Origin of the sequence: Ensifer adhaerens (assembly GCF_001270265.1) — a bacterium.
In the GTDB taxonomy this organism is placed as follows: Bacteria; Pseudomonadota; Alphaproteobacteria; order Rhizobiales; family Rhizobiaceae; genus Ensifer; species Ensifer adhaerens_B.
Map to the genome: position 1 here is coordinate 102,511 of NZ_LGAP01000012.1, position 25,617 is coordinate 128,127.

The following is a 25,617-nucleotide window of genomic DNA, read 5'->3' on the forward strand; positions in this document are numbered from 1 at the left end:
TTTTCAAGAAAAATATAAACGTTTTTATTTTGATATGGGGAGAACTCCAGTTCGACCAACATCTCTAGTCGCGCGGGGCGATAGGTCGATCTGGGCAGCAATACGGGTGGAACCACGAACAGGGAGGACAGTGTCGGCCGGCCGCTCGGCGACCACCGCACCAAGGCCCTAGACCACGCTCCATCTGGTCGCCGCGCGTCACGGACTTTCAACCGAAGGATAATTTTACGCGCATGAAAAAGACCGCGAAACAGTCGCTTCGCGGTCTTTTACTAAGCATTACTCTGCGCCGAGGAGGCGCGTTGCTCAATCCATGTCGTCGCTATCAGGCGCGATCGCATGGTCGCGATTGCCATGGATGATTTCGCGCTTGCCGACATGGTTGGCGGCACCCACAAGGCCTTCCTTTTCCATGCGTTCGACGAGCGAAGCGGCGCGGTTATAGCCGATGCCGAGACGACGCTGGATGTAGGAGGTCGAGCACTTCTTGTCGCGCAGCACCACCTTGACGGCCTGATCGTAGAGTTCGTTGCCGTCTTCCGAGGCCATGGCGGTCTTGTCGAAGACGGCGCCCTGCTCTTCCGCAGGCTCCTCTTCCTCTTCGTCCGCCGTGACGGTTTCGAGATATTCGGGCCGGCCCTGGGTCTTCAGGTGCGCGACGACATGTTCGACTTCCTGGTCCGAAACGAACGGTCCGTGGACACGGGCGATCCGCCCGCCGCCCTGCATGTGCAGCATGTCGCCCTGGCCGAGCAGTTGTTCGGCGCCCTGTTCGCCAAGGATGGTGCGGCTGTCGATCTTCGAGGTCACCTGGAAGGAGATACGGGTCGGGAAGTTCGCCTTGATCGTGCCGGTGATGACATCGACCGAAGGACGCTGGGTTGCCATGATCAAGTGGATGCCCGCAGCGCGCGCCATCTGCGCCAGCCGCTGGATAGCACCCTCGATCTCCTTGCCGGCGACCATCATCAGGTCGGCCATCTCGTCGACGATGACGACGATATAGGGCATAGGCGCCAGATCCATTTCCTGCTGCTCGAACAGCGCCTCGCCGGTGCCCTTCTCGAAGCCGGTCTGAACCGTGCACATCACCGGCTCGCCCTTTTCGCGGGCGGCAGCGGCACGCTGGTTGTAGCCGTCGATGTTGCGCACGCCGAGGCGCGACATCTTGCGATAGCGATCCTCCATCTCGCGCACTGCCCATTTCAGTGCCATCACGGCCTTCTTCGGGTCGGTAACAACAGGCGTCAGCAGATGCGGAATGCCGTCATAGACGGAGAGTTCGAGCATCTTCGGATCGACCATGATCAGGCGGCACTCTTCCGGCTTCAACCGGTAGAGCAACGACAGGATCATGGTGTTGATCGCCACCGACTTGCCCGAACCGGTGGTGCCGGCAACGAGCAGATGCGGCATCTTTGCGAGTTCGGCGATGACGGGCTCGCCGCCGATCGTCTTGCCGAGGCAGAGCGCCAGCTTGCAGTTTGTCTTGCGGAAGTCGACGGATTCGATCAGCTCGCGGAAATAGACCGTCTCGCGCGTCGCATTCGGCAGTTCTATGCCGATGACGTTACGGCCGGGCACGACCGCGACGCGGGCAGACAGTGCCGACATCGAGCGGGCAATGTCGTCGGCCAGATTGATCACGCGCGAGGATTTGACGCCAGGCGCCGGCTCGAATTCATAAAGCGTGACGACCGGACCAGGCCGGACATGGATGATCTCGCCGCGCACGCCGAAATCTTCGAGCACGCTTTCGAGGAGCCCGGCGTTCTGCTCGAGCTGCTCCTGCGACATGAAGAAGCCGCGGCCTTCCGGCGGTTCCTGCAACAGATCCTCGGCCGGAAATTCATAGCCGTCGGCGTGAGCGAAACGCTCGGTCGCACCGATTGGCGGCAACAGCGAAGGTGCGCGCGAGACCTGTGCGGGCATGGTGATCGCAGCCTTGGAGACCGTCGCAACTGTGCGGACCGGCTCTTCCTCGGCCATGAGCGAGGTGATCTCGGCTGGCTCGACCGCGGCCGGCGGAACGGATGCGATTTCCGAGGGAACGACCATTGGCTCCGGCACGTCGCGCGCGGGCTCGACCGACACGGGCTCTTCCGGCGTTGCGACAGCGGCGGCTGGGGTCGCTGGCGCTTCAGCTGCCGGTCGGCATTCGACAACGCGGAAAAGCGACGTGATCGCCGTCGGCGGCATGCGTCTGATTTCCACTGCCTTGACGGCTGCGGGGGTCGACACCGGTGGCGGCATAGACACGGCCGGAGCGGGAGTAAAGGAAGCGGGCACCGCCGTTTCGACAAAGGGCTTCGGTTGCACGGTAGCTGCCTCGACCGAGCCGTCATCCAGGGCGGACGGACCGAACTCGAAGAACGCAAAATCCGACAGGAACGACAAGTGCGTGTCGGTCGGGGCTTCTGCCATGGCTGGCAGTGGCTCGACGATCGGCGCCGGCTCAACGGGTGCAGCCTGCGTCGCGATGGCTGTAGGCGCTTCGTTTACGGGCTGCTCCGGCAGGCTCTGAGCGATTGCAGCGTCAGCAACGGTGGCGCCGGACGCCGCGTTGGCAGCGTCCGCCTTTGGTGCCGACGACCAATGCGGCAACTGGCTCGTGAGCACGCGCAGCAGTTCGGACGGGCTGTAGGATGGCAAGGCAGGCTCAGGCGCGGGGGCCGACGCAACGTCGACCACCGGCGATGCGACGGGGATCGCACCCTCAATAGTCACGGGCACCACCTCAACCGACTCGGTCTCGACAACGGCATTTTCGCCGGGCGCGATGTTTTCTTCAGGCGCGACATCGCTCTCGCTGCCCGAAGGCGCGCGGCGCTTGGTAAACTCCCGTTCCGGCGTGCGGGTGAAGCGCACATTCGGCGCCAGGAAGAAATGGCTCTCCCATGTCGCATCGCCGTAGTGGCCGGCGATCTCCGACAGGGTCGGCAGCGGCTCGTCGGTCGAGGTCGTCACCTGGGCGGGGGCATAGGCCGTGCCCTGGCCATAAAGGCGGGCAGCGCGGCCGACATGCGCCGTCGCGTCCGATTGTTGGTTGGCGGGCCTACGAGGCGCTGCGGGCGCCTCGTACAACTGGTAGGGATCGACGGGATCCGCGTCATGGGTGGGCATATCGCTCAACGCACCGTCCTGCGGATCGTCATAATAATCCGCCTGGTTTGCATCATGCAAAGCTGCCTGAGAGAAGTTTGTCCTGGGAATACGCATGGGTCCTGGAAGAGCTAGAGACATCGCCGAGGGGCCTGCTAAGCGATAGAAAATGAAGGTTAACAAGTCCCTTCCAAGGGCCGCTTGAAAGACATCGGGCGCGCCGTTCAATCCGGCAAGACAGCCTCTGAAACGGCCGCAATCCCCATCCCGCTCAAGGGCATCGCGCCATTCTGTCGCTGGCGGCACGTGGTCGAAAATATTTCTTCCGGATCGTCATTTTGGGACGCCGCGGCATAGCGACGTGACCCGCTTCGGCCGCAGATACAGACCACAACGAATCGGGCCGGCGTGACCTCGTCACGCCGGCCCGATAAAGACTGCGATAGGCTTGCGAAAATCCCGAGCAATCAGCTCCGGCGCGCGGCCACGAAAGCCGCGTGATGCTTGGCAAGGAGCTCGATCGCCGCATCGACAAAAGCCGGGCTGACATCGGGCGAGAACTCGATCCGGGCACTCTTTCCGTCTCGCTTCAATTTGGCAAAGGCCCGGCCGTTCTCGTCGGTGAGAACCTCCGACTTGGCCGGATCCTGGCTGTCGGTGCGCGACAGGCGCGCAAACACGAGCTGGAAGCGTCGGTCGCTGTCGGCCTCGAGGAATCGCCTCAGGCCGATCTCCTCCTCTGCCTTCTGTAGCGCGGGATCGTCCTCGAGCAGGCCGCCGATCGCCATCCAGCGTTCGCGACCAACCTTGGGAGCGGGACCGATCGCACGAGCGATTGCCAACGGAACGCTGTCTGCGACCTGGATCAGCCGCGACAGTTCGCTCTTCTGGACAGCAAGCGCATCGCCGATGACCTTGCGGTCAAAGCCGCGCTCGGCCAGGGCCGAGGCAAACAGCGCCCGCTCGATAAACGACAGGTTGCGGCGTTCGGCGTTTTCCTTGCCCTGCGCCAGCACGAGTTCGTCATCGCTCAAGGACCGGACGATGGCCTTGACCTTGATGCCGAGGCTGCGGACGGCATTCAGCCGGCGGTGGCCATAGGCGGTTTGATAGCGCCCCTGCTTTTCCGGGTGCGGTCGCACCAGGATCGGCGACTGCTGGCCGTTCTCGCGGATGCTGTCGCCCAGCGCCAGAAAGTCCGGATCGTCGAGTTCGCCGTCGGTCAGACGGTCGCCGACGAAGGAGGCGTCCACCAGATCGGGATCGAGCTCCACGACGCGTTCGCCCTGATGCAGCACCTCGCGCAGCGATCGGGCCTCTTCGGCCTCCCGAGTGATACTGCCGAGCGACAGGCCCATGGCCTTGATGGCACCCGAGGCCGCCCGAGGCGTATCGGCCGGAGGCGTCGCGGGTGTCAGTGCCGTTACCTCAGCGGACGTTGCTGCATTCGCTTCGGCCGCCGGCGCGGGTGCTACCGGCGCCACGTTTCCGGAAAAGAGTGCGCGCAGTTCGTTCTTGCGGTTGCCAGCCATGTCTTTTAGCGCCCCCAGGCCGCATGAATGAGAGCTTCGATCTCGCCGTTGACGGCATTCAACGATTCAATCGCGCGGTCGTAGGTGGCGCGGGTGAAATTCTCCCGGCCCACTTCGTAGAGTGTCTGCTTTGTCAAACCGGCATCTGAAACCGCAGTCGACTTGACCATGGCCGAGGTCAGGACACGGTCTCCGAAGAGCGAGCGCATGAAACCGACGATCTGTGCCTGCGGGCCGTCGTTCGGCTCGAAGCGGGTCACGAGATAGCGCAGGAAGTCGAAGTTGAGCTCACCGCCCGCTTCGCGCACGACACTGAGCAAGTCCGAGGTCATGTAGAGGAACTGGTTCATCGACGCGACGTCGAGCATCTGCGGATGCACGGTGACGAGCACCGAGGTCGAGGCGCAAAGCGCCGACAGCGTGAGATAGCCGAGCTGCGGCGGGCAGTCGATGACGACGACGTCGTAGTCGTCGGCAACGCTTGCCAGCGCCGACTGCACCCGTGCGAAGAACAGCGGGCCGGCATCGGAACCGTTATGGCGGGCGCTGAGCGCCTGCGGCGTCGTATGCTCGAACTCCTGCAGCTCCAGATTGCCCGGCACCAGGTCGAGCCCGTCGAAATAGGTCGGGCGGATGATGTCCTTCAGCGGCCGTGCTTCGGCGTCATAGCGAATGGCGCCATAGAGCGTGTCGTTGCCGGTGAGGTCCAATTCCGGTTGGTAGCCGAAAAGCGCCGAAAGCGACGCCTGCGGATCGAGGTCAACGGCGAGAACGCGGTGGCCGGTCATGGCCAGATACTGCGCGATATGGACCGACGAGGTGGTTTTGCCGGAGCCGCCCTTGAAGTTGGTGACGGAAATCACCTGCAGGTGCTCGCCGCGCTCGCGGTCGCGCCACTTCAGATAACTGCGTGCCTTGGCGGCATTGCCCTTGGCAAGTGCCTGCTCGGCAAGATGGCGGCGAAGCGCGTTGATGTCGGAGAGCGAATAGGAGCGGCGCCCGCCGGTACCGGTATCGGGTTGCGGCCCCTCGCCCGCAAGCGACAGCTGGCGCAGGTAGCCATCGGAAACGCCGATCAGCTTGGCCGCCTCGCCGGAGGTGAAGCTGCGAAGCGTCTTCATCGCGGTCGGCGGGAACAGCCGCTCGCGCATTGCCTTCAACTGTTCGGAAAGGGCGCGTGCATCGGCTGCGATTGCTTCGTCGGCCGGCTGCCGGGCGTGGGAAAGATCCATCCCGGGTCGCGTCTGTGTTACCGTCATGTCCATTCCCGCCGTGCTCCTTGCGCGCCTTCCCGCGCCATTGACACCGGGAAGCACTAACAGAGATTTAATTCAGATACGCCTAAATGGCATATATTCAGAAAATTCCGTAACAGGGATGCCGCAGACAATGATTCGCGTCAAGGCGTCGGGCCGAATTCGCACATCCCGGTCGGCATGATCCAGCGCTATCGCGACGCGGAGGAAACGAAAAAGCCGCCGGCCCGAGGGCGGCGGCTTCGTCGTGGCAGCGCGTGACGGCGATTGCCGTCAGATGATCAGAGCTTGGGACCGATATGATCCGGGATCGGGCATTGGTAGGGCTTGCCCTCGGTCTTTTCACGCCACTCGGCCTTTGCCTGCGCAAGCAATTCCGGATCGAGAATGAGATCGAGGCCTGTCGTTGCCAACGACTTGGCGGCGTGGGCGAAGGCCTTGTGGGCCGCGGGGCTCTTGCCCTGCGCGACCACCTGCCAGGTGTGCGGGGCAGTTCCGATCGCCCAGGCGGGCGCCCAGCATTGCACCGTCGGCGTGACCCAGCTGACATCGCCGACATCGGTCGACCGGCGCGGAAATGCGACTGCCCCTCGAAATCGCGAAGCCCGAGGTGCAGACCGCTCGATCCATCCATCCGGCTGTTGGAGAACACGTCGCCCTTGATCTGGTAGAGCCGGATGCTGCTGGCGATCGCCTCCGGCGTCATGGTCTTCTGGATCTTGCGGGCGAAATCGAGGTCGTCCTCATCGAAGGGAACCGGCCCGGGCGCAACCATGTTCTGGTGGATCGCCGTTTCCAGCGTGATGTTCGGCAACAGATTGGTGGCGGCGCGATCGAAGACGATCTCGACCTCCGTCTCAGTCATCATCGCAGCGCCCTTGGCGACCTTGTCGATGCGGGCGGCCAGCGCGAGCGCTTCCGGCATCTGCGGCGCGCGGACGAGATAGAGCGCTTCGGCGCGTGCCTGCACGAGCGCCGTTCGAGGCATGTGCGGCGTCCCCCTTGAAGCGATAGTAGATTTCGAGGACCGCGAGATTGTTGGTGGAGCGCGCACCATTGAATGGCGCGGGATGCCAGGTGAGCGCGGTATCGACATCGGCAAAGGCGCCGGCACGCGCCATGAAGGTCTTGCCTGAGCCACCCTCTTCGCCGGGGCAGCCATAGTAACGGACCGTTCCCGACAGATTGTTTTCGCGGACGTAACGGGCAAGCGCGACTGCGGCCATTAGCGACCCGGTGCCGAGCAAATTGTGCCCGCAGCCGTGTCCGGTGCCGCCGTCTTCAAGCGGCCTTGCCTCGGCGACGCCGGCGATCTGGCTCAAACCCGCCAACGCATCGAACTCGCCGAGAAGGGCGATCACCGGGCCGCCCTCGCCCGCTTCACCGGTGAAGGCGGTTTCGATATCGGCCGTTCCCCGTGGCTTTCAAGCAAGCCCCGTCTAGTGCCCATCGGCTTCAGCGACGATACCTCAAATTTGCGCTCATTTCGTTCGGTTTTCGTAATGGGCTGGATCAGCGTCACCTTTACGCTTCAGCTTTCGTTAGAAAGACGCTCGACAGGACGGCTTTTACTTGCTCCATCGTGTCGGAAACCCCGATGTCCGCGAGATCACGCCTGGACCTGTCTTCCACCGTTTCAAGGAACTGTTTCAGATGCTCCTGCGCCAGCTCAGGAATTTCGAAGCGGTCGTCATCAGACAGCAACTGGGAGAGCCGTAGAATGTCGCCTTCGTGCTTCTTTATGTTTTTGGAGTCGACCTGTTCGCCGCGTTCGCGCCGTGCTCGCAAATCGATCCAAGCGTAAGCCTTCAACGGGATCAGGCATCCCTCATGTACGATTGTGACTCCGTCAACCTCTTTCCGGTTAGCTTGGATTAGTTTGTAATAGTCCTCGTCGAGAAGGATTGCGGATAGACTAGAGACTTCCTCGTCGGCGGGAATTGGGGTTAGCGTCGCATGCTCTTGGAGGTCGAGGCCATCCGGCGCGCGGGAAAACAGTTCTAGCATGAACGGGTATTCTTCATTCGTCGGCTTTTGGAACCGGTAGAATCGTTTCTCGCCAGTGCTTTTCTCTTGAAGTTGGTAGCCGCCATCCGCGATGAACTTCCAGAAATCCTTCATGAATGATTGATCGATCGCCTCAAGCGTCAGAACAATATCCAAATCCTTAGTCAAACGCGGTTTGCGGCCTTGCTCTTCCATGAGGAGATACGAGGCTGAACCACCAATCAATACGTACTTATCAGAATGGTCGGCGAAATGGGTTCTGAATAGGTTGATGCCGTGAATCAAAATACTGCTCCATTAATTCTTCAAGGGTAATTTGAATTCGTTCATCCGGGCGGTCTCTCAAGCTGAGATAGAGAGAAAATCTATCCACCACGTTACCGTCAGCAGTTGTCCGCGGGTCATACTTCCACTTTTCGACCAAGCAGACCTCGTCGCCATCGTCCACATTATTGAGTGCTCGTGATTGGAGGTCGTTGGCGAAATCCCTCCCCGTTGCGAACGTCGGGATTGTCGGAGGGGCGAGCATCGTCTTCGCGGCCAACCCCGTCTCCCCTGCTTGCAGACGCCGCTCGGATGGTACGTCGTCTAAAGAAACGAAGAACGATTGCCGAACTGGAGATGTTAGGTAGGGCAGCGCTGTTTCCCAGAGCTCCGTACCGTTTGGGAGAGTCAGCATACGTTCGCGACCAACACGGCTATCCTCTGCGATGCCCGCCGCGACGAGTTCGTCTGCTATTCTAGATGCCGACATTTTTGAGAGCTCAAGAGCTGCGGCAATTTCGGTCACCGATACCGGCGATGGTAGCTTGCCGGTGAGCGTGGCAATAACGGCTCCTTGGGAAGCAGGCGTAAGCTTTTCCACTAGCCGAGCGGGCGCGGTCCGCTCGGCTCTGCTCGATACCACGTGCCCAATGAACGGCCAGTACAGTTGTTGAAAAGGCACCATGAATGGGATGTTGTAGGCTCTCAGCCGGTGAGCGACGTAAGGGGGAAGGTCTTCAAACACTAACACCCAGTCCATCGGTTGAGATTGCTTGAGGGCCTTGAGGTGTTTCCGGAAGACTGCCGGAGTGAATTCTCTCGCGTCCTTGACGACTATGGCGAGGAAGGAATGTTCCCCTAATTTCAATATATATCTGTCGTAAGCATTCTCGATGAACCTCGCTTGCCGGTCGTGCGCGCGCGTAACGTCCGTTGGTTCGTTTACCACCGACTGCAGATACGAATTGAGCAAAGCCTCATTGATTTTCATGGATCGTAACCTTTTTTTGCGATCGTAACGAAAAAAAGTTATCATCGCAAATAAAAGTTACAAAGCCTCGGAATCAAGGGTCTGAAAAGCTTGCTCGCCTTTGCCCGACGGTTGGTTCTTCATAGCGCCTTCGGGAATCGTGCTTAAGGTATGACGCAAGGTTCGGCTCAAGCGGAATTTTAGTCTGATATCGCAGATCGCATCCATTGAACGCATTGCGCGAAGGTCGGCGCCGTGAAGAGCCGATGCATATGTCTGGCACACGCTATGCCCACCTCGACCGTCAACTCCGAAGGGATCGTAGCAGCGGGCATTAAAGCAGATGAAGGTAATCGGCGAGCTCGTGGGCGGCAGCACCCCCTGCCCGGTTCGCACCGATGGTGGACGCCGAGGGGCCGTAACCGACCAGATGAATTCTCGGGTCCTTTGCCACCTGTGTCGCAAGCCGGCCAGCCATCAGGATGCCGCCGTCGGCATTGCGCAGCTGCAGCGGTGCCAGATGATCGAGCGCACTTCGAAAGCCGGTGCTCCAGAGAATGACATCAACGGATTGCTCGCGCCCGTCCTGCCAGCGCACGCCGTGCTCAGTGATCCCGGCAAACATCGGCTGGCGATCGAGTGCACCGCGCGCACGGGCGGCCATGATCGCCGGCGTCACCGGAATGCCGGTCACGGAGACGACCGAGCCCGGCGGCAAACCGCGGCGGACACGGTTTTCGACCATCGCAACAGCCGCGCGTCCGACCTCAGGCGTGAACGGCTCGTCACGGAACGCCGGCTCCTCGCGCGTTACCCATGTGGTCGATGTGACCTGGGATATTTCATCCAGCAGCTGGATGGCGGAGATGCCGCCGCCGACCACCAGCACGTGTTGCCCCACAAACTGCTCGGCGGTTTGATAATCCTTCGTGTGCAGTTGGCGCCCCTTGAAAAGGTCCGCTCCCGGATAGGGCGGAATGTAGGGAGACTCCCATGTGCCGGTCGCGTTGATGATGCCACGCGCGGCATAGACGCCGGCGTCCGTCTCTACCCTGAAACCTTCACCTCGCTTGCACACGACCTTGACGGCAACCGGGCGGCGCACGGGAAGGTCGAACGCCTTTTCGTAGGCGCCGTAATATTGCGGCACGGCAACCGCCGCATGGACCTCACCTTTGCTGGTGTCGACGGCGTCGGCAAACTTCATGCCGGGAAGATCGTGAATTCCGTTGACGGTGCTCAGCGTCAGCGACGGCCAGCGAAACTGCCAGGCGCCTCCCGGCAGTGGCGATCGGTCGATAACGACGTATTGCATCTGAGGCGACAGCCCGAGCCGGCTCAGGTGGTAGGCCGAAGACAGGCCCGCCTGTCCGGCACCGATGACGACGATATCAATCTTGCGGGCCACGCGCGCATGCGTTTCGGCCTCGACGGCGGGCGGAAAGGGATGCTGGATCTCCGTCATCGCGCGGTCAAATTCGAAAGCCGATCGTTCCCTGCCAGATCATCCACGGCGGCGGCCTTCAACCAATCGCCGCAGCAAAGATCGCCGCCAGTTTTTCGATGCCGGCCTGATCGTCCCGGTCGAAGCGCGCGGGTTCTGGGCTGTCGAGGTCGATGACACCGATCACCCGGCCATGGCGTCGGACAGGAACGACGAGCTCGGAGCGGGACGCCGCATCGCAGGCGATGTGGCCCGGGAAGGCGTGAACGTCTTCCACGAGGATCGACTGCCCTTCTTTGACAGCCGTGCCGCAGACGCCGCGGCCGACAGGAATGCGCACGCAGGCAGGCTTGCCCTGAAATGGCCCGAGCACCAATTCGTCATCGGTATCGAGGAAATAGAAGCCGGCCCAATTGAGGTCAGGCATCGCCTGGTACATCAGCGCCGAGGTGTTGGCCGCGTTCGCGATCATATTGGGCTCGCCATGCAGCAGGGATTCGAGTTGCTGCGCCAATTCCCTGTAGAATTCGGCCTTGTCGCCTGTGTCGATGACCGCTGGCTGGAACATGATCTCTTCACTCTCTTAACGCGTGGACAGGCAATGTAGTGTCACGCTCGACATTTTGCCAATTGCAGCGCATCTGCCCCGACGAATTAGGTGCTCACGGCTGCTGCGAAGCGGCGACTTGTCTTTTGAGGCAATCGATCATCGCCTGCGCCGCAATCGACAGCGGCACGCCTGCGGCGGTTGCGACACCGAAGTCCTGGGTCAGGTGCGGCGAAAAGCTTCTGATCTCGATCGGCAGGTGCCGATGCAGGTTGGCGAAGAAGCTGCTGATGGTCGCCACGCCGAGATCATGGGCGGCATAGGCGCAGGCCGAGCTGTTGCTGTGCGTCTCGATCTTGACCTTCTGCGGTACGCCTGCCTTTCGAAAGATCTCGTCGAGCATGACCCGCGTCGGCCGGCGGCGGCCGATCAGGATCAGCGGTGTGCCTCTGAGCTCCTTCGGGGTGACGGGGTCGAGCGCGGTCAACGGATGGTTCTTCGCCATAACGCAGACATGCCGACCCCGCATCCATCCCATTGCCGTCTTCTCCTTCGTGTTTACGAAAAGGCGACGGATCTAGGAAGCCGGATTCTACGGCAGCGGGCGGACAGGCTCCTTGCGGCGACGGATCGCACGGGTGCGCAATGCGCCGATGGACCGGAAGAATATATGGATGCGTCTGCCGAAGAGCACGCTTGCGCTCTCCGGCTTGTTCAGGCTGCCTTGTCGTCGATCAGACGTCGACGCGCAGCGATGGCTTGAAGCGTTCGGCAAAGACCTCGATCGAGCCGCGGCCATAACGACGCAACTGACGTTTGGTCAGAACGGACATGACGCGCGCCGCCGTCGAAAACGTCATTTCATCGAGTGGGCCGTCGCCACTCCAGGGTTTACTCAACCCGTCGGTGACGATGCCGATCATGTTTGCCGGCATGATGTCGGTGCAAGGTTTCATCCAGTCGAAGGCGATACTGATCGGCAGCAACTTGCCTTCAAACGAAACCACGGGTTCAGGCATCCCCTCGCCCCAATCATCATAGGCCTCAAGGGCATCTCTAAAGAGATTCTGCAGGATGATGGAGGCATGCCCTTCATGAAGAGCGGGCAGCAAATTCGTCATTTGTGTCTCCTTCAGTGGTTAAGGCCGGGAAACGCGAATGGCCAATTCTGTCAGCATGTATTTGTCATCGTGCCGTGTGGCCGGTACTTTGACGACCACACAATCGGTAGACTGCAGGCCATGGCGAAATGCAAAAACGCAGCAATGGTTCCAACCGACTGGCAAGTTTTTTGAAATTTTTCCAAGACGACAGTCTTGGTGCGACTGCCTCATGCCCGATCGGCAGCTATTTCGTGCCTCATTCCGCAGCATCGGCCTCACAATTCCGAATGTTCGCTAAAGAAAGAGGAACGAAAAACTAATATCCATATATTCCATAGAATATACGATCTTACCTGAAGACGCCAGATAATTCACAGATATGCGCCACTATCGACATGGAGCAATCACATGGGGACGATCTCGCAGCTTTCCGAGAAGACAAAGCTCTCGGCACACCGGATCGGAAGCGAGGAAGAGGCGCTGGAGATCGCCCGGGACCTCGCGGGCGAATTCGCCAAACGATCAAACGAACGGGATACCGACCGGATCCTGCCCTTCGACGAGCTCGACACCCTTGCCCAATCCGGCCTGCTCGCAATCACCGTGCCCTCCGACTATGACGGCATCGACGTTTCCAACGCGGTGCTGGCGGAGATCACCGCCATCCTGTCGGAAGCCGACAGTTCGATCGGCCAGATCCCGCAGAACCATTTCTATATCCTCGAGGCGCTACGCACCGACGGCACGGAAGAGCAGAAGAAGTTCTTCTTCGGCCGCGCTCTTGCCGGCGACCGCTTCGGCAACGCGCTTTCCGAGAAGGACACGAAGACCATCGGCGACTATGCGACCCGCCTGACGCCTGATGGTCTCGGATATCGCCTCAACGGCCGCAAGTTCTATTCGACCGGCGTGCTCTTTGCCGAATGGATCGTCGTGTTCGCGCTCGATCAGGACGAAAAGCTCACCATGTCCTTCGTGCCGCGCGGCGCTGACGGCCTGCAGATCATCGACGACTGGGACGGGTTCGGACAGCGCACCACAGGCAGCGGCACCACGGTGCTGCAGAATGTCTACGTGACGGCCGACGCGGTCGTGCGCCATCATCGCGGCTTCGAACGTCCGACGACCATCGGGTCTGTCGGCCAGATTATCCATGCCGGCATCGATCTCGGCATCGCACGCGCCGCCTTTGTCGAGACGCTCGACTTCGTGCGCAACCGGGCCCGCCCCTGGATGGATAGCGGCGTCGAGCGGGCGGCGGACGACCCGCTGACGATCGCCCGCGTCGGACAGCTTGCAATCCGGCTTGAGGCGGCAACCGCCATTGTCGAGCGCGCTGGCAAGAAGGTCGACATCGCCCAGATCAACGGCACCGAGGAGAGCGTGATCGAGGCGACACTCGCCGTCGCCGCCGCCAAAGTGCTGACGACCGAAATCGCGCTCGAAGCCACCAACAGCCTGTTCGAACTTGCCGGCACATCATCCACCCGCATAGGCCTCAATCTCGACCGCCACTGGCGCAATGCCCGCACGCACACGCTGCATGACCCGGTGCGCTGGAAGTATCACGTCGTCGGCAACTATCACCTGAATGGCGTCGCGCCGCCGAAGAACGGCGCGCTCTGACCCTTGCCCAGAAGCCGCCCTTCCCCAGGAGATCGGCACCGATCTCCTGGGGGCGTGCATGCAGATTTCCACGAGGAGACGGATATGAGCCGCGAAATCCGGCTGAATGCCTTCGACATGAACTGTGTCGGCCATCAATCTCCAGGTCTTTGGACGCATCCGCGCGACCAGTCCTGGCGTTACAAGGATCTCGACTACTGGGTGCATCTGGCAAAGACACTGGAACGCGGCAAGTTCGACGGCCTGTTCATTGCCGATGTGCTCGGCGTCTACGATGTGCTGAACGGCAATCTCGACGCCGCACTCCGCCATTCCGCCCAGGTTCCCGTCAACGACCCGCTGCAACTGGTGCCGACCATGGCGCACGCGACGGAACATCTGGGCTTCGGGCTCACGGCCTCGCTGTCGTTCGAACACCCCTACACCTTTGCGCGACGGATCTCGACGCTCGACCACCTGACCAAGGGCCGCGTCGGCTGGAATATCGTCACGTCCTATCTCAACAGCGGTGCGCTCAATATCGGCCAGGCACAGCAGACACAGCACGACGATCGCTACGATATCGCGGAAGAATATCTCAAGGTCTGTTACAAGCTGTGGGAAGGTAGCTGGGAAGAAGGTGCGGTCGTGCGCGACCGGGCAAGCGGTATCTTCACCCAGCCCGGCAAGGTTCATCCGATCAGCCACCACGGACGCCATTTCACCGTTCCGGGCATCCACCTGAGCGAGCCGTCGCCGCAGCGCACGCCCGTGCTCTACCAGGCAGGCGCCTCCAGTCGCGGCAAGGATTTCGCCGGTGCCCACGCGGAGTGCGTCTTCGTCGCGGCCCCCTCGAAAACGGTTCTGAAGCGATACGTGGCCAATGTCCGCGACGCGGCCGAGCGCGCAGGGCGCAATCCGCGCGATCTGCTCACGTTCAATCTGCAAACCGTGATCCTCGGCGAAACCGACGCGGACGCGAAGAAGAAGTTCGACGAATATCGCAGGCATGTCTCCTATGAAGGAGCACTGGCGCTGATCTCCGGATGGACCGGCATCGATTTCGGCCAGTTCGCGCCGGACGAACCGCTCCGCCATCGCTACACCAATGCTGTCCAGTCGGCGGTCGAAACCTTTACGACGATCGACCCGGACAAGGTCTGGACCGTGCGCGAAATGGCCAACTGGGTCGGCATCGGCGGCTTTGGTCCCGTCTTCGTCGGCTCGCCGCAAACGGTCGCCGATCTCTTGCAGGAGTGGGTCGAGGATACCGATGTCGACGGCTTCAACCTTGCCTATGCCGTCACGCCCGAGACCTTCGAGGATGCGGTCGACCTGCTGGTGCCGGAACTGCAGAAGCGCGGCGTCTATAAGACCGCCTATCGCGAAGGCACGCTGCGCGAAAAGCTGTTCGGCAACGGCCCGAGGCTCATGGCACCCCATCCCGGTGCAGGTTACCGGGAGCTCGCCGGGAAAAGGCAAGCGGTCGTGGCTTCCGCATAGGAACAACTTTCGGCAGAAAACCACCCACAGGCTGGGGGCGACGGGATCCTCGGGTCAGGCCCGAGGACTAGGGTCGAGCCGAGGGCCTGGGTCGAGTACAATGGTGACTAAGCATACATAGCAGGCCTCTCTTTTGGAGCCGCTCTCGTCGTCATCCTCGGGCTTGACCCGAGGATCCAGGCGCGGTGCGTCCATGGCGAGAAAGGTGATCTGAACTCGAAGGATCGAGGCAGATAGATGCTCGGGTCAAGCCCGAGCATGACGGAGAGAATAAAACAGACGCCGATCAATGTGGCGCCGACCGGCCCCGTCAGCGGGCTGGCCGCCCGGAAAGGCCCGGGCGTTCTTCTTCGCTTGCCAAAGCCCGATGGGTCTTCGATCGGGCATTGCGGCATGTCGGTCAGCTATAAAGGCTCACCGGTGGGATCCGGCCATTCAGCGTGAAATCGCCAACCTCGCGCGCCTTGTAAAACACAGGGTCGTGCAGGGTGTGGGTGCGAACGTTGCGCCAATAGCGATCGAAGCCATAATGGGCCGCAGTGGCGCGTGCGCCCATCAACTCGAACACCTTTGCCGTCACATCGAGCGCCACATGGGTGGCATTGACCTTGGCGGCATAGGCTTCAAGCGCCGCCTCCCCACGCTCGCGCTCCGTCACGGACCGCCCCTTCGAAAGCGCAGCCTCGACAGCGCCGGCCGCCACATCGGCAAAAGCCACGGATGCTTTCAAGGCAGCCTGCAATTCGCCGACACGCTCGAGAATGTAGGGGTCCTCGCTGGCACGTGCCACGCCCGAGGTAATCCAGGGTCGCGTCGTGGTTTTGATATAGTCGAGCGCTGCAGCCAGCGCACCTTCCGCGGTTCCGAGATAGAAATTGACAAAAACCAGCTGGATCAACGGCGTGTTGAACGTCGCCTGTACCGGAGGCGGATCGAAGGGGTCCGCAAGCGGCAGGATAAAGTCACGCTCGTAGACGGGAAAGTCACGAAATTCGACGCTGCCGCTGTCGGAGAGGCGCTGGCCGATATTGTCCCAATCGTCATGGGCGACATAACCCGGTCGATCCGTCGGCACGACGAAATTAGCGATCTTGCCGCCGAGCGTCGCATTGACGTTGATGCGATCCGATACGTGCGCGCCAGTCGAAAACGTCTTGCGACCGTTGAGCACATAGTGGCCGCCGCGCCGCTCCAGCACCAGCCCGGGGTCGCGCGGGTTGACTGCCGCACCCCAATAGAGCTGCCGCTCGACCGTTTCGGCGCCGAGCACCCAAGCCTGGTTCGGATCGGCCGCCGCCCAGTAGACATACTGGCTGTTGACATAGTGGTAGCCGAGCAATTGGCCGATCGAGCTCTCGCCGCGCGATATGATCCGGACGAGACGCAACCCGTCCACCCAACTTAAGCCAGCGCCACCGACTTCAGGTGCGTGCAGTGCCGACAGCAGTCCCGCCCGACGCAACGCTTCGATTTCGTCGCGCGGCGGCAAGCCGAGGCGATCGAGCTCGGCACCACGTCGGGCAAGCTCACCCGACAGTTCGCTCGCCTGCGCATACAGATGCTGGCGCTTTTCTTGCTGTTCGGTATTGGCCGGTTCGGGTTCCCGGAGGAAATGCACGTTGCTCATTCGCCTCTCTCCATTGGTTGAGGCGAAATAGTGCATTTATTCTATAGACAATAACAGCAAACGGATTTCAACTCGGAGCCGCAAGCGGGAATGTCCTACCCGCCGTGGCCGCGAAGACAGCGGTTGACCTCAAGAAGGTCAGCCGGCTTCCACGTCTCTCAGCGCCACGATCTCGGTCGCGTTGTCGTTGGCTGCAAACTGTGCCAGCGTCATATTGTCGAGGATCGAGGCCACGGCATCGCGCACGTCGCTCATCGATTTGCGCACGTGACAGTTGACCGGGTCGGAACAGTCGTCACAGGCTTCGAACGCCGTCCGGCTGGCGCAGCGGATCGGGGCCAGTGGCCCGTCAAGGGTGCGAATAACCTGGCCGATGCGAATATCGGACGCCGGCCTGGAAAGCGAATAGCCACCGCCCGGCCCCTTTTTCGAGCGCAGGATCCCGGCATTGCGAAGCTCGAGCAGGATCGCGTCGAGGAATTTCTTCGGAATATTGTTGCGGGTGGCGATTTCAGTGATGAAGGCGGTTTCGCCGGGCTCCAGTTGAGCCAGGTCGACAAGAGCCTTCAGCCCGTATTTACCCTTCTTGGTCAACATTGCACTTCGCTTTCCTGAAGACAAAGGCCGCCACAAGTCCGTTCCGCACCGACGTAGGTATCACCGGAGGCAACGGGTTGTGACGGCCGCACTGTTTCGCTTAGGATGCCATACACCCAAACCGGGCCATTCTCAAGAAATTACGTAAGTTTCTGCATAGATTTTGTGAATTTTATTGTCGAATTCAAGGCAGACCAGCAACGATTTGCTCTTTTGTCCGACTGCCCCCTCGTCACCGACAGTCCGGCAACGTCAGAAAAGCTTCGCAGGGATCCAATCGGCAGTCACGGCATCGCTTGCGCTGAAAGCCGGAACCTTTGCCGCCAGCTCCTCGATCGTCTTCACGCCCGCCTGGCGCAGCGCCTCTTGCGTTAAAAGCACCGGCTTGACCAGGATCTGTTTCGGCACATCCTGACCGGCAATCCTAAGCGCAACCGCACGGACCGAGACGGCGCCGACGACGGCGGGATTGGTCGCGACGGTCGCTACCCAAGGGCTGCCCTCCTCGACGATTTCCTGGATATCGGCGGTCGAAACATCGGCCGAATAGATCTTCAGCCTGTCGGCAATGCCCGGATCGGCGGCGGCAAGCTTCACACCGCGGGCGAACTCGTCATAGGGCGCGAAGACGACTGATATATCCGGGTTGGCCGCAAAGGCGGCTTTTGCCTGGTCGGCCGTACTCGTTGCAGTCGTGTCGCTGACATTGCCGAAGCGCGTCTTCTCAACCACGCCCGGGTTGTCCGCCCTAAACTTGTCCCAGACCTCATTGCGGCGGTCGAGCGGCGCGAAACCCGCGACATAGACGTAACCGGCATTGAAGCTCGTGCCATTGTCCTTGACTGCCTGCTCCAGTGCCAGTCGCGCCAGCTCATGGTCACTCTGCTCGACCTGCGGTACATCAGGATTGTTCAGATTGACGTCGAAGGCCACCACCTTCACGCCGGCATTGACAGCCTGCTGCACGACATCGCTAAGCGATTCCGGCAGACCATGGTCGACGACAATGCCCTGAACGCCGAGATTGATCGCCTGCTGGACCTGCTCGCGTTGCTCCGCCGCATTCTGCTTGCCGGGAAATACGCGCAGATCGATACCGAGCGCCCTGGCCTGCGCCTCGGCACCGGCCTGATAGGCCTGGAAGAAATCACCGGAAAAGATATAGGAAATCAGCGCCACCTTGACCCCGCCCTTGTCGAAAGGCGCCGGCGCGCCCTCCAGCCCTGCGGCGGATGCACCGCCCGCAAACCCCAAAGCCATGAGCGCTATCGTCGCGCGCTTCAAATTGCACCGCATTGTCGACCTCCTGTTGATCTCAACCCTTGCAGCTGACCATTCAGCCGTCGACGTCATGGTATAATCTACGTTTTTTATGTACAATAAAGGCGTTCCAATCCTGCGGGCATGAGAGGAACGCCTTGCTCGCAACCGCCGATCGAACAGCAGAAGTTGTGCGGCGGCCCGTCCTGCCTGAAACGACGATCAACAGCGCCCGGATAGAAATTCCGATTATTGCGCTGGCTTGGGATATTTTTGCGACATATTAGCGTATGTTTGGCACCGGCTTTCGTTTGTTGCGCTATTTTTCTCTACTGAAAATGCATATTTTTCCGCAGTATCGCAGCGCAGTGACGAATTGGTTTTAGCAATGCCCCTCCTCCGCATCTACGGACTTGCCCACGCTTTCGGGCCGACGAAGGCGCTTGCCGGAGCCTCCCTGGAAATTCGCTCGGGCGAGATCGTCGCGCTCATGGGCGCGAACGGCGCCGGCAAATCGACCCTGGTCAATGTGCTCGCCGGCACGCTGGCAGCAGATCAGGGAACGATGACCCTTGCCGGGCGGCCCTATGCTCCCTGCTCCCCGGCAGAAGCGACGGACGCCGGTGTGGTCACGGTCCATCAGTCGACCGAGCGCGTCGGCGCGCCGGGGCTATCCGTCGCCGACGCGCTGCTGCTGCATGCCTATGCCGATGGTTCGGCACCTTTCTTCCTTAGCCGCTCCGCTGTCCGCCGCAGGGCGGCAGAGATGCTTCAGAATGCCGGCTTCGAGCTGCCGCTGGACCGAGACTTCGCAGACCTGACCGCAGCAGACAGGCAACTCGTGGCCATTGCGCGCGCCCTGTCGCGCCGGGCGTCGTTGCTGATCCTGGACGAGCCGACGGCGAGCATTTCGGGACGAGAATCCGAGCGGCTTTACACGATCCTCCGGCGTCTTCGTGACGAGGGCCTGGCGATCCTGTTCATTTCGCACCGCATCGCCGATCTCAATGCCCTTGCCGACCGCGCCGTCGTCATGCGCGGCGGCACCGTCGTTGGAGAATTCGGCCGGCCGATCGACTTCGATCGCGCCGTCGAGACGATGATCGGGCGCCCCTTGCGCGCGGCCCGCCCGAATGCGCGCTCCTTCCATGGCGCGCCGGTGCTGGAGATGGCCGGTGTTCAGCTCGTTGCCGGCAGCACCCCGTTCGACCTTGCGCTTCACGCGGGCGAAGTGGTGGCCGTCACCGGCGTGCTGGGTGCGGGCAAGAGCCGGTTGCTGCAGGCGATCTTCGGCACGCGCACGCCTGCAGCGGGCACGATGCGGCTCGACGGCAAAGCCTATCGTCCGACCACACCCGCCACCGCGATTGAAGCGGGTATCTTCATGGCCGGCGAAGACCGGCACCGCTCTTCGCTGATGCCGTCGGACTGGCCGGGCAGCACGCTGGCACCGACGGTCAGCCTGCCTCATCTGGCAAAGTGGTATCCGCTCGGTTTCCTGCTTGGCGCACGCGAAAAGCAGGAAGCGCAGCGCGCCATCGATACCCTGGGCATCAAGGCAAGCGGACCCGAGGCGCCGATGACGTCGCTTTCCGGCGGCAACCAGCAAAAGGTGATCCTTGGCCGCTGGAATGCCGAGCCGAGCCGCGTGCTTTTGCTCGACGAACCCTTCCAGGGTGTCGACGTCGGCGCTCGCCACGACATCATCACCGCGATCCGCGCCAACACCAAGCGCGCCACCTTGATCGCCACTTCGGACCCGGAAGAGGCGCTGGAAGTCGCCGACCGGATTCTGATCATCGACCACCACACTTTGACGCCGGCTCCGCAAGCGGAGCGGTCGGCTGAAGCAATCGAGGCCTGACCGGATGACCACCCTCAACACCGAAAGCCAAAACCCGATGGGCGAACGCGTCAGCGCCGCCATCCGCGCCAGCGCCGTCTTCATCCTGCTCATCGTCATGGTCGCCGGCTTTGCGCTCGCACAGCCCGCCTATATCAACGTCACCAATCTGATGAGCATTCTCCAAGCCGTTTCCGTCGTCGCCATCCTTGGCGCAGGCGTCACGGTCACGCTCGCCGTCGGCGGCTTCGATCTCTCGATCGGCGCAGTCGCCGCCTCGAGCGTCATGGCGGCGAGCTACGCGATGATCGTCTGGGGTCTCGGCGTCTACGAGACCGTGCCGCTGGTCTTGCTGTTCGGAGCGCTTGTCGGCCTCGTCAATGCGTTTCTGATCGTGCGCCTGCGTGTGCCCGACCTTTTGGCGACGCTGGCGATGATGTTTCTTCTGACCGGCCTGCAACTGATACCGACCGCCGGGCGCTCGATCTCCGCCGGGCTGATCCTGCCCGACGGCTCGACGGCTAAAGGCGCCTACGACCCGGCCTTCCTCCTGATCGGGCGGTCGAGCTTCTTTGGCATCGTCCCGGCGCCGGTCGTCATCATGACGCTTGTCGCCTTCATTCTGTTCGTGCTGACGGAGCGCACCCGCCTCGGCCGCCTGCTGTTTGCCACCGGCGGCAATGAACTGGCGACCCGGCTTGCCGGCGCCTCGGTGCCGCGCCTGAAGACGCTTGCCTATGTGCTCTCCGGCACGCTCGCCTCGCTCGGCGGCATCATCGTCGCTGCCCGGGTCGGCCGCGGCGACGTCTCGTCCGGCGCCTCGCTACTGATGGATTCGGTTGCCGCGGCGCTGATCGGATTTGCCGTTCTCGGCCTGCGCCGCCCAAACGTCTTCGGCACCATCGTCGGCGCCGTGTTCGTCGGGCTTTTGCTCAACGGCCTGACGATGCTGAATGCCCCCTATTACACCCAGGACTTCGTCAAGGGTGCCGTGCTCGTCGGAGCGCTGGCGCTCACCTACGGCCTTGGCCGCAGCCAGGCGCGCTGATCATCCATTCAAACAGAGTGAGGATACTGACCATGAAACACCTGACGCGCACCATTCTCGGCGGCCTTGTCGCCGCTTCGCTGATGGCTGCCCCCGCCCTTTCGGCCGGCATCGACGGTGCTCCGGCTCCGTTCGACAAGGGCGATATCGACATCGCTGTTGTCAGCTTCCTCGGCGGCGGCGACTGGCTGCAGGCTTTCGAGGCCGGCGTCAAGCGCCAGGCGGACGCGCTTCACGTCAACCTGACGGTCTCGCAGGCGCGCAACGACAACGACACCCAGCGCAGCCTCATCGAGCAGGCAATCAACCTCGGCGTCGATGGCATCATCATCAACAATGGCCGCCCGGAAGTCTTGAAAGACGTGGCCCAGAAGGCGCTCGACGCCGGCATCAAGGTGGTCGCCTATGACGTCAACCTCGACAATCCGCAGATCCCGCAGATCGAGCAGAGCGACAAGGACATGGCCCGCCTGGTGCTGGAGCAGGCCGTCAAGGACAAGGGCGACGGCTTCGTCGGCGGCGCCGTCTATGTCGCCGGCTTTGCGCCGCTCGACCGCCGTTACGGTGTCTGGAAGGACTTCGTCGCCAAGCACAACCTGACGGAAAAGGCCACCTGGGGCGTCGTCAACGACACGGTCCCGGCCTCGGTCGCCGACCAGACCAAGGCGGTGCTGACCGCCAACCCGGATATTTCTGTCATTTTCACCCCCTGGGATGAGTTCGCCAAGGGCGTCAAGCTTGCGATCGACGAACTGGGTGTTGCCAGCAAAGTGAAGATCTACGGCGTCGATATCTCGACCGCCGACATCCAGCTGATGAACGAGCCGGATAGCGCCTGGCAGGCGACAGCTGCAACCAACGCCGCCGTCGTCGGCGAAGTCTCGGTGCGCGCCGTTTCCCTTGCGATCGCCGGCCAGTTCCCCGGCCCGTCGGTGCTGCTACAACCGACGCTCGTCACCCGTCTTGATCTCGCCAAGGGCGAGATCAAGACGATCGAGGACCTGCAGGAAAAATTCCCGGCCTTCCGCAAGAGCGATGCGGCGACCGCCGAGTGGATCCCCTCAGCCACCAATTGATCGCGACTGAAATTGAGGCGCCGCGCCGATCCGCGCGGCGCTTTTTCACAAACTGAAACAGGAAAGACCATGAGCGGCATCGACCTTCCCACGCCCGACTTTGCAAGCAACATGAAACTGATCGGCCATTCGCCGATCGGCGGGCGCGGCGATGGACTGCAGCTGATGGTGCATCGCGGCTTCGCCTATGTCGCCCATCCCTGGTCGCAAGGGTTTTCCATTGTCGACGTGCGCGACCCGAAAAGGCCGGGTGCCGTGACCTATGTGCCGGCACCGGCCAACACCTGGAATATCCATCTGCAGACCCATGATGACCTGCTGCTCGTCATCAATGCGCTCGATCTGTTTGCCGATGTCGAGACCTTCGCGGATGAGAAGACCTACTACACCAAGTCCGTCGGCGACACCGTCGCCGGCAGCGGCCGCAAACGCGCCTGGAGCGCCGGCATGTCGGTCTTCGACATCTCTGTTCCGGACCGCCCGCGCAAGATCGGCGAACTGAATATCGAGGGCGTCGGCTTCCATCGCCTCTGGTATGTCGGCGGTCGTTATGCCTATGCGTCTGCATTGTTCGACGGCTTTACCGACTACATCTTCGTCACCATCGACATGGCCGATCCGACCAGGCCTGAAATCGTCGGCCGCTGGTGGCTGCCGGGGATGAACAAGGCGGCGGGAGAAGTCTCGACCGCGCCGGATGGCAAGCGCTACGCCCTGCATCATGCGCTTGTTTCGGGCGACACCGCCTATGCCTGCTGGCGAGACGGCGGCCTGACGCTTCTCGATATCAAGGATCACGCCAACCCGAAGCTCATTGCCCACCGCAACTGGTCGCCCCCCTTTGGCGGCGGAACGCACTCGCCCTTGCCGCTGCCCGGCCGCGATCTGCTTGTCGTCGCCGACGAGGCCGTGCTCGATCACGAGGAAGACGGCCGCAAGCATACCTGGATCTTCGATATTCGCGAGCCGTCCAACCCGGTCAGCATCTCGACGTTCCCGATCCCTTCAGAAGTCGACTACGTCGCCAAGGGCGGGCATTTCGGGCCGCACAACCTGCACGAAAACCGGCCGGGTTCGTTCGTTTCGGAGACGTTGATCTTCGCCACCTGGCAGAACGCCGGCATCCGCGCCTTCGACATTACCGACCCCTACCGCCCGCGCGAGACCGGTGCACTCGTTCCGGCCGGACCGACTGAAATGACCGACCGACGCGCGGGGCGTCCCCGCGTCATCCAGTCAGCCGATGTCTTCGTCGACGCCGCCGGCATCATCTATGCGACCGATTACAATGCCGGGCTGGCCATCATCGAATATGGTGGTTGAGTGAGAGGTCAGACCGTCAGGTGACGTCTGGCCTCAGAAGTATCCAGCGTCTCCGGCGGTCCCTCATGCACCACGGCGCCGCGGTCCATGATGTAGACATGGTCCGCGAGCTCGCGGCAGAAATCGAGATATTGCTCGACCAGCAGGATCGCCATGCCGGTGGAATCCCGGAGATAGCGGATCGCCCGGCCGATATCCTTGATGATCGACGGCTGGATCCCCTCGGTCGGCTCGTCGAGCACCAGGATGCGCGGGCGCGTGACGAGCGCCCGCCCGATCGCCAGTTGCTGCTGCTGGCCGCCGGAGAGATCGCCGCCACGGCGCCCGAGCATCGAGCGAAGCACGGGGAAAAGGTTGAAGACGTCCTCCGGGATCGAGCGGTCGGCGCGCTTGACCGGCGCATAGCCGGTCTCCAGGTTCTCCCTGACGGTCAGCAGCGGAAAGATCTCGCGCCCCTGTGGCACATAGCCGATGCCCTCCTTGGCACGGCGATAGGGCGCCATTCCACCGAGCGTCACGCCATTGAAGGCGATCGAACCGGCGCTGACCGGATGCTGCCCGGTGATGGCCCTGAGCAGGCTTGACTTGCCGACGCCGTTGCGGCCGAGCACGCAGGTGATCTTGCCCATCTCGGCGCCGATCGAGACATTGCGCAGCGCCTGTGCGGCGCCATAGTGGAGATTGACGTTTTCGACGCTCAGCATGGAGGCGTCCTTTCCCTAGGCGGTTGGCGAGCAGCCGTTGTCAGCGGCCGAGATAGTTTTCGATCACCTTTGGATCGCTGCTGACGAAATCGATCGAGCCTTCGGCAAGCACCGACCCTTCGGCCAGACAGGTGACCTTGACGCCAAGCTCGCGGATGAAACCCATGTCGTGTTCGACGACGACGACCGAGCGCGTCCTGGCGATCTCCTTGAGCAGGACCGCCGTTTCGGCTGTCTCCGCGTCGGTCATGCCCGCGACCGGCTCGTCGACCAATAGCAGTTCCGGCTCCTGCGCAAGCAGCATGCCGATCTCCAGCCATTGCTTCTGTCCATGCGACAGGTTGGCGGCAAGATCATCGCGACGCGCGCTGAGCCGAACGGTCGACAGGATCTCCTCGATCCGCGCCTTGTCGTCCACCGTCAGGCGATAGAACAGCGTCGGGAAGACACCGCGGCTGCGGTTGAGCGCCAGTTCCAGATTGTCCCAGATGGTGTGGCTTTCAAAGACCGTCGGCTTCTGGAACTTGCGACCGATACCGAGCGAGGCGATTTCGGCTTCGTCGCGTTGGGTCAGATCGATATCGCCCTTGAAGAAGACCTGCCCTTCGTCGGGCCGCGTCTTGCCGGTGATGATGTCCATCATCGTCGTCTTGCCGGCGCCGTTCGGTCCGATGATGGCGCGAAGCTCGCCCGGCTCGATCACGAAGGAGAGCGAATTGAGCGCCTTGAACCCGTCGAAGGAGACGGAGACGCCATCGAGATAGAGAAGGCTTTTCGGTTTCGTCTGGCTGATGGTCTGGTTCATG

General features: G+C 61.8%; 19 protein-coding genes and 2 pseudogenes. 6 read left to right on the forward strand and 15 right to left on the reverse strand.

What is annotated here, in order from left to right; all coding sequences use genetic code 11:
- Positions 1-306: 306 nt before the first annotated feature.
- From AC244_RS18560 to AC244_RS18605, 10 genes and pseudogenes are all read right to left on the reverse strand, one after another.
- Positions 307-3,219, reverse strand: coding sequence for a DNA translocase FtsK (locus tag AC244_RS18560; RefSeq protein ID WP_053250298.1), 2,913 nt, complete (start codon positions 3,217-3,219; stop codon positions 307-309).
- 350 nt (positions 3,220-3,569) lie between these two features.
- Positions 3,570-4,634: a plasmid partitioning protein RepB gene (repB, locus tag AC244_RS18565; protein WP_053250299.1), complete on the reverse strand. Its 1,065-nt coding sequence runs from the start codon at positions 4,632-4,634 to the stop codon at positions 3,570-3,572.
- Between the two features lie 5 nt (positions 4,635-4,639).
- Positions 4,640-5,899 (reverse strand): plasmid partitioning protein RepA, encoded by a 1,260-nt coding sequence (gene repA / locus AC244_RS18570; RefSeq protein WP_053250300.1) that lies wholly within the window; start codon positions 5,897-5,899, stop codon positions 4,640-4,642.
- A gap of 272 nt (positions 5,900-6,171) precedes the next feature.
- Positions 6,172-7,308, reverse strand: a pseudogene (locus AC244_RS18575) (M20/M25/M40 family metallo-hydrolase); the annotation flags it as partial.
- A 106-nt stretch (positions 7,309-7,414) separates the two neighbouring features.
- Positions 7,415-8,182 (reverse strand): hypothetical protein, encoded by a 768-nt coding sequence (locus AC244_RS18580; RefSeq protein WP_063934116.1) that lies wholly within the window; start codon positions 8,180-8,182, stop codon positions 7,415-7,417.
- Complete coding sequence (locus AC244_RS18585; protein ID WP_053250301.1) at positions 8,133-9,152, reverse strand: winged helix-turn-helix domain-containing protein; 1,020 nt, start codon at positions 9,150-9,152, stop codon at positions 8,133-8,135. The genes AC244_RS18580 and AC244_RS18585 overlap by 50 nt, the downstream gene beginning before the upstream one ends.
- Before the next feature lie 313 nt (positions 9,153-9,465).
- A complete protein-coding gene (locus AC244_RS18590) occupies positions 9,466-10,596 on the reverse strand; it encodes an NAD(P)-binding domain-containing protein (protein ID WP_082366913.1) in 1,131 nt (376 codons plus the stop codon).
- 58 nt (positions 10,597-10,654) lie between these two features.
- Positions 10,655-11,143 carry a GAF domain-containing protein gene (locus AC244_RS18595; protein WP_053250302.1) on the reverse strand — a complete coding sequence of 163 codons (489 nt, stop codon included), beginning with the start codon at positions 11,141-11,143 and terminating at the stop codon, positions 10,655-10,657.
- A 94-nt stretch (positions 11,144-11,237) separates the two neighbouring features.
- Positions 11,238-11,645, reverse strand: a pseudogene (locus AC244_RS18600) (LysR substrate-binding domain-containing protein); the annotation flags it as partial.
- Positions 11,646-11,856: 211 nt separating this feature from the next.
- Complete coding sequence (locus AC244_RS18605; RefSeq protein ID WP_053250304.1) at positions 11,857-12,243, reverse strand: hypothetical protein; 387 nt, start codon at positions 12,241-12,243, stop codon at positions 11,857-11,859.
- 390 nt (positions 12,244-12,633) lie between these two features.
- Between AC244_RS18605 and AC244_RS18610 the strand changes: the two genes are divergently transcribed.
- Both AC244_RS18610 and AC244_RS18615 read left to right on the forward strand, forming a co-directional pair.
- Entirely contained in the window at positions 12,634-13,851 is a 1,218-nt protein-coding gene (locus AC244_RS18610; protein ID WP_053250305.1) for an SfnB family sulfur acquisition oxidoreductase, read from the forward strand.
- An 84-nt stretch (positions 13,852-13,935) separates the two neighbouring features.
- Positions 13,936-15,333 carry an LLM class flavin-dependent oxidoreductase gene (locus AC244_RS18615; RefSeq protein ID WP_053250306.1) on the forward strand — a complete coding sequence of 466 codons (1,398 nt, stop codon included), beginning with the start codon at positions 13,936-13,938 and terminating at the stop codon, positions 15,331-15,333.
- A 400-nt stretch (positions 15,334-15,733) separates the two neighbouring features.
- On the opposite strand, the gene AC244_RS18620 is transcribed toward AC244_RS18615, so the two are convergent.
- From AC244_RS18620 to AC244_RS18630, 3 genes are all read right to left on the reverse strand, one after another.
- A complete protein-coding gene (locus AC244_RS18620) occupies positions 15,734-16,960 on the reverse strand; it encodes an acyl-CoA dehydrogenase family protein (protein ID WP_053250307.1) in 1,227 nt (408 codons plus the stop codon).
- Between the two features lie 138 nt (positions 16,961-17,098).
- Entirely contained in the window at positions 17,099-17,557 is a 459-nt protein-coding gene (locus tag AC244_RS18625) for an RrF2 family transcriptional regulator (protein ID WP_053250308.1), read from the reverse strand.
- A 252-nt stretch (positions 17,558-17,809) separates the two neighbouring features.
- Positions 17,810-18,853, reverse strand: a complete 1,044-nt coding sequence (locus AC244_RS18630; RefSeq protein WP_053250309.1) for a substrate-binding domain-containing protein — start codon at positions 18,851-18,853, stop codon at positions 17,810-17,812.
- 352 nt (positions 18,854-19,205) lie between these two features.
- Here AC244_RS18630 and AC244_RS18635 point away from each other — a divergent pair, with 352 nt between their 5' ends.
- The 4 genes from AC244_RS18635 (at position 19,206) to AC244_RS18650 (ending at position 24,107) form a co-directional block, all read left to right on the forward strand.
- Positions 19,206-20,681, forward strand: coding sequence for a sugar ABC transporter ATP-binding protein (locus tag AC244_RS18635; RefSeq protein WP_053250310.1), 1,476 nt, complete (start codon positions 19,206-19,208; stop codon positions 20,679-20,681).
- A 4-nt stretch (positions 20,682-20,685) separates the two neighbouring features.
- Complete coding sequence (locus AC244_RS18640) at positions 20,686-21,708, forward strand: ABC transporter permease (RefSeq protein WP_053250311.1); 1,023 nt, start codon at positions 20,686-20,688, stop codon at positions 21,706-21,708.
- Between the two features lie 32 nt (positions 21,709-21,740).
- Positions 21,741-22,784 carry a substrate-binding domain-containing protein gene (locus AC244_RS18645; protein ID WP_053250312.1) on the forward strand — a complete coding sequence of 348 codons (1,044 nt, stop codon included), beginning with the start codon at positions 21,741-21,743 and terminating at the stop codon, positions 22,782-22,784.
- A 69-nt stretch (positions 22,785-22,853) separates the two neighbouring features.
- Positions 22,854-24,107: an LVIVD repeat-containing protein gene (locus AC244_RS18650; RefSeq protein WP_053250313.1), complete on the forward strand. Its 1,254-nt coding sequence runs from the start codon at positions 22,854-22,856 to the stop codon at positions 24,105-24,107.
- Between the two features lie 8 nt (positions 24,108-24,115).
- Here AC244_RS18650 and urtE read toward each other — a convergent pair whose 3' ends face one another.
- Together urtE and urtD are read right to left on the reverse strand one after the other, a co-directional pair.
- Positions 24,116-24,811, reverse strand: a complete 696-nt coding sequence (gene urtE, locus AC244_RS18655; protein WP_053250314.1) for an urea ABC transporter ATP-binding subunit UrtE — start codon at positions 24,809-24,811, stop codon at positions 24,116-24,118.
- 40 nt (positions 24,812-24,851) lie between these two features.
- The gene (urtD, locus tag AC244_RS18660; protein WP_053250315.1) at positions 24,852-25,616 is read right to left on the reverse strand and encodes an urea ABC transporter ATP-binding protein UrtD; all 765 of its coding nucleotides are present in this window, start codon (positions 25,614-25,616) and stop codon (positions 24,852-24,854) included.
- Between the last annotated feature and the right edge of the window lies 1 nt (position 25,617).

Excerpts from the sequence above, each read along its gene's own strand:
- urtD (WP_053250315.1), bottom strand. The coding sequence starts at position 25,616 with ATGAACCAGACCATCAGCCAGACGAAACCGAAAAGCCTTCTCTATCTC.
- AC244_RS18610 (WP_053250305.1), top strand. The coding sequence starts at position 12,634 with ATGGGGACGATCTCGCAGCTTTCCGAGAAGACAAAGCTCTCGGCACAC.
- repA (WP_053250300.1), bottom strand. The coding sequence starts at position 5,899 with ATGGACATGACGGTAACACAGACGCGACCCGGGATGGATCTTTCCCAC.
- AC244_RS18615 (WP_053250306.1), top strand. The coding sequence starts at position 13,936 with ATGAGCCGCGAAATCCGGCTGAATGCCTTCGACATGAACTGTGTCGGC.
- AC244_RS18585 (WP_053250301.1), bottom strand. The coding sequence starts at position 9,152 with ATGAAAATCAATGAGGCTTTGCTCAATTCGTATCTGCAGTCGGTGGTA.
- repB (WP_053250299.1), bottom strand. The coding sequence starts at position 4,634 with ATGGCTGGCAACCGCAAGAACGAACTGCGCGCACTCTTTTCCGGAAAC.
- AC244_RS18590 (WP_082366913.1), bottom strand. The coding sequence starts at position 10,596 with ATGACGGAGATCCAGCATCCCTTTCCGCCCGCCGTCGAGGCCGAAACG.
- AC244_RS18645 (WP_053250312.1), top strand. The coding sequence starts at position 21,741 with ATGAAACACCTGACGCGCACCATTCTCGGCGGCCTTGTCGCCGCTTCG.
- AC244_RS18605 (WP_053250304.1), bottom strand. The coding sequence starts at position 12,243 with ATGACGAATTTGCTGCCCGCTCTTCATGAAGGGCATGCCTCCATCATC.
- AC244_RS18620 (WP_053250307.1), bottom strand. The coding sequence starts at position 16,960 with ATGAGCAACGTGCATTTCCTCCGGGAACCCGAACCGGCCAATACCGAA.
- AC244_RS18650 (WP_053250313.1), top strand. The coding sequence starts at position 22,854 with ATGAGCGGCATCGACCTTCCCACGCCCGACTTTGCAAGCAACATGAAA.
- AC244_RS18640 (WP_053250311.1), top strand. The coding sequence starts at position 20,686 with ATGACCACCCTCAACACCGAAAGCCAAAACCCGATGGGCGAACGCGTC.
- urtE (WP_053250314.1), bottom strand. The coding sequence starts at position 24,811 with ATGCTGAGCGTCGAAAACGTCAATCTCCACTATGGCGCCGCACAGGCG.
- AC244_RS18560 (WP_053250298.1), bottom strand. The coding sequence starts at position 3,219 with ATGCGTATTCCCAGGACAAACTTCTCTCAGGCAGCTTTGCATGATGCA.
- AC244_RS18635 (WP_053250310.1), top strand. The coding sequence starts at position 19,206 with ATGCCCCTCCTCCGCATCTACGGACTTGCCCACGCTTTCGGGCCGACG.
- AC244_RS18630 (WP_053250309.1), bottom strand. The coding sequence starts at position 18,853 with ATGCGGTGCAATTTGAAGCGCGCGACGATAGCGCTCATGGCTTTGGGG.
- AC244_RS18625 (WP_053250308.1), bottom strand. The coding sequence starts at position 17,557 with ATGTTGACCAAGAAGGGTAAATACGGGCTGAAGGCTCTTGTCGACCTG.
- AC244_RS18595 (WP_053250302.1), bottom strand. The coding sequence starts at position 11,143 with ATGTTCCAGCCAGCGGTCATCGACACAGGCGACAAGGCCGAATTCTAC.